Origin of the sequence: Bradyrhizobium sp. (assembly GCF_049586575.1) — a bacterium.
Lineage (GTDB): Bacteria > Pseudomonadota > Alphaproteobacteria > Rhizobiales > Xanthobacteraceae > Bradyrhizobium.
In genome coordinates this window covers 1-2865 of record NZ_JBAVCF010000740.1, presented here as the reverse complement: position 1 = coordinate 2865, position 2865 = coordinate 1, and the positions used below count along the sequence as shown (strand labels likewise).

Here is a 2865-nt window from a genome sequence, read left to right as displayed (position 1 = left end):
GTCCTGCTTCGAAGACCCTCACCGAAATGCCGAGGGTGCGGCAGATCGCTGGGAAGGTCTCACACCGAGCATCAAGTCGATCGAAGTGGCCTGACGGTGCTCGCGCGCATGATCCGCACTGCGGAATGACATTGGATGGAAAGGCGACGGAAACGATCCGGGGCCTTTTTGTTTGCCGTTGATTTTCGGTTCCATTTGCGCGCTAATCGGATCATGGAAACGGCCCAGCCAATGGAACATTTCGATGTATTGATCGTCGGCGCCGGCCTCTCGGGCATCGGCGCGGGCTATCATCTCAAGCACAAATGTCCGTCGAAGAGCTTCGTTATCCTCGAGGGGCGCGACTGCATCGGCGGCACCTGGGATCTATTCCGCTATCCCGGGATCCGCTCCGACAGCGACATGTTCACGCTCGGCTATTCGTTCAAGCCGTGGACCAATCCGAAGTCGATCGCGGACGGACCAAGCATCCTGAACTACGTGCGCGAGACGGCGGCCGATAACGGCATCGACAAGCAGATTCGCTTTCGTCACAAGGTCAAGCGCGCGTCGTGGTCGACGCCGGACGCCCGCTGGACCGTGGAAGCCGAACGAATCTCGGGCGAGGGCGCGAGCGAGACGGTGCGCTTCACCTGCAATTTCCTGTTCATGTGTTCCGGCTATTACCGCTACGAAGACGGTTACACGCCGGAATTTCTCGGCCGCGACGATTTCAAGGGCGAGATCGTTCATCCGCAGAAATGGCCTGAAACGCTCGACTATGCGGGCAAGCGCGTGGTGGTGATCGGCTCGGGCGCGACCGCCGTGACGCTGGTGCCCGAGATGGCGAAGACCGCCGGCCATGTCACGATGTTGCAGCGTTCGCCGACCTATGTGGTGTCGCGCCCCGGGCAGGATCAGCTTGCGATCAAGTTGCGCAAGAAGTTCGGCGACAGTATCGCCTATCATGTGATCCGCTGGCGCAATGTGCTGTTCGGAATGTATTTCTTCCAGCTCGCCCGCCGCAAACCTGCGCGGGTCAAGGAACTCATCCTCGGCGGCGTTAAAATGGCGCTCGGGCCCGACTACGACGTCGCGACCCATTTCAACCCGCGCTACAATCCCTGGGACCAGCGGCTGTGCCTCGTTCCCGATGGCGACTTGTTCAAGTCGATCCGGGAAAAACGTGCTTCCGTCGTGACCAGCGAGATCGATCGATTCACCGAAAAAGGCATTCGCCTGAAGGACGGCAGCGAGCTTGAGGCCGATATCATCGTCACCGCGACCGGTCTTGTGCTGCAGGTGCTCGGCGGCATGGAAGTTGCCGTTGACGGCAGCAAAATCGATTTCGCCAGGACACTGAACTACAAGGGCATGATGTATTCGGACGTGCCGAACATTGCGTCCGCATTTGGCTACACCAACGCGTCCTGGACGCTGAAATGCGATCTCACCTGCGAATATGTCTGCCGGCTGATCAACTACATGGACCGGCACGGCTACAAGGAATGCCGGCCGCACAATGTCGATCCGACGGTCGCCGAATTGCCGGCGCTGACCTTTACGTCAGGCTATGTGCAACGGTCGATCGCGAAAATGCCGAAACAGGGCTCGAAGCGGCCGTGGCGGCTCTATCAGAATTACGCCCTCGATATCGTCGCGCTGCGCTTCGGCAAGGTCGATGACGGCGTGATGAAATATTCCTGAGTTGTCATTCCGGGGCGCGAGCGCAGCAAGCGAGCCCGGAATCCATTGTGCCGCTGGAACGCTGGGAGGAATGGATTCCGGGTTCGCGCTAACGCGCACCCCGGAGTGACGAAGGCTAGGTCTTCGTCACTTCTCCGGCTGGCCGATCGAAACCTTCAGCGTGCCGACGCCGTCGACGCCGCACTCGATCTTGTCGCCGGGATGAAGCTGGGACACGCCGGCCGGCGTGCCGGTCATGATGATGTCGCCGGCGGCGAGTTTCACCTGCTGCGAGAGCTGCCAGATGATTTCCGGTACGCTCCAGATCAGCTCGGCGAGATCGCCCTTCTGGGTTTCCTTGCCGTTGACCGTGAGCCAGATCTTGCCCTTTGAGGGATGGCCGATCTTTGAGGCCGGCTGGATCGCAGAGCAGGGCGCGGAATAATCGAACGACTTGCCGACTTCCCAGGGACGTTCTTTCTTGCGCGAGGCAAGTTGCAGATCGCGCCTCGTCAGGTCGATGCCGACCGCATAGCCGTAGACATGATCGAGCGCCTTGTCGGCTGGGATATTGAGGCCGCCGCTCTTCATGGCGACGACCAACTCGACCTCGTGATGCAGGTCCTTGGTCAGCGGCGGATAGGGAACGGTAGCGCCATCCGGCACCAGCATGTCGGCATGTTTGGCAAAGAAGAACGGCGGCGCGCGCTCGTCATTTCCCATCTCGCGGATGTGCTCCAGATAGTTGCGCCCGACGCACCAGATGCGGCGAACCGGGTAGGTCTTCGTATCACCCACGACGGGAAGCGACGGCTGGGGCAGGGCGGGAATGACGAAGGAAGTGGCGTTCATGAAGCGCTCTCGTTTTTTGCTTGGGGTACTCGTGAAGCCTTACGCCGTTGCCTCGCTTGGCGCTAGTGGAGCTGGCGAAGCGTCGCGCTGTTGCAGGCGGAAGAACGAGGCGTACCGGCCGCTGCGGCGAAGCAGATCGTCGTGCCGCCCGCTTTCCACGATTTCGCCGCCCTCGACCACCAGGATCGTATCGGCGTGCATGATGGTGTGCAGCCGGTGCGCGATCACGATCGTGGTGCGGTTCCGGCACAGATGTTCGATCGCCTCCTGCACCTGCTTTTCGGATTCGGAATCAAGCGCCGCGGTCGCTTCGTCGAGCAGGATGATCGGCGCGTCGCGGAGCAGCGC

Annotated in this window: 2 protein-coding genes and 1 pseudogene; 1 reads left to right on the top strand and 2 read right to left on the bottom strand. The window is 60.8% G+C overall.

The features are described 5' to 3' along the window. Positions 1-231: 231 nt before the first annotated feature. Positions 232-1686, top strand: coding sequence for a flavin-containing monooxygenase (locus WB528_RS26760; RefSeq protein WP_423892355.1), 1455 nt, complete (start codon positions 232-234; stop codon positions 1684-1686). Between the two features lie 126 nt (positions 1687-1812). Here WB528_RS26760 and WB528_RS26755 read toward each other — a convergent pair whose 3' ends face one another. Beyond that, a complete protein-coding gene (locus WB528_RS26755; RefSeq protein WP_423892354.1) occupies positions 1813-2517 on the bottom strand; it encodes a fumarylacetoacetate hydrolase family protein in 705 nt (234 codons plus the stop codon). 39 nt (positions 2518-2556) lie between these two features. After that, a pseudogene (locus tag WB528_RS26750) lies at positions 2557-2865 on the bottom strand (ABC transporter ATP-binding protein); the annotation flags it as partial.

Excerpts from the sequence above, each read along its gene's own strand:
- WB528_RS26760 (WP_423892355.1), top strand. The coding sequence starts at position 232 with ATGGAACATTTCGATGTATTGATCGTCGGCGCCGGCCTCTCGGGCATC.
- WB528_RS26755 (WP_423892354.1), bottom strand. The coding sequence starts at position 2,517 with ATGAACGCCACTTCCTTCGTCATTCCCGCCCTGCCCCAGCCGTCGCTT.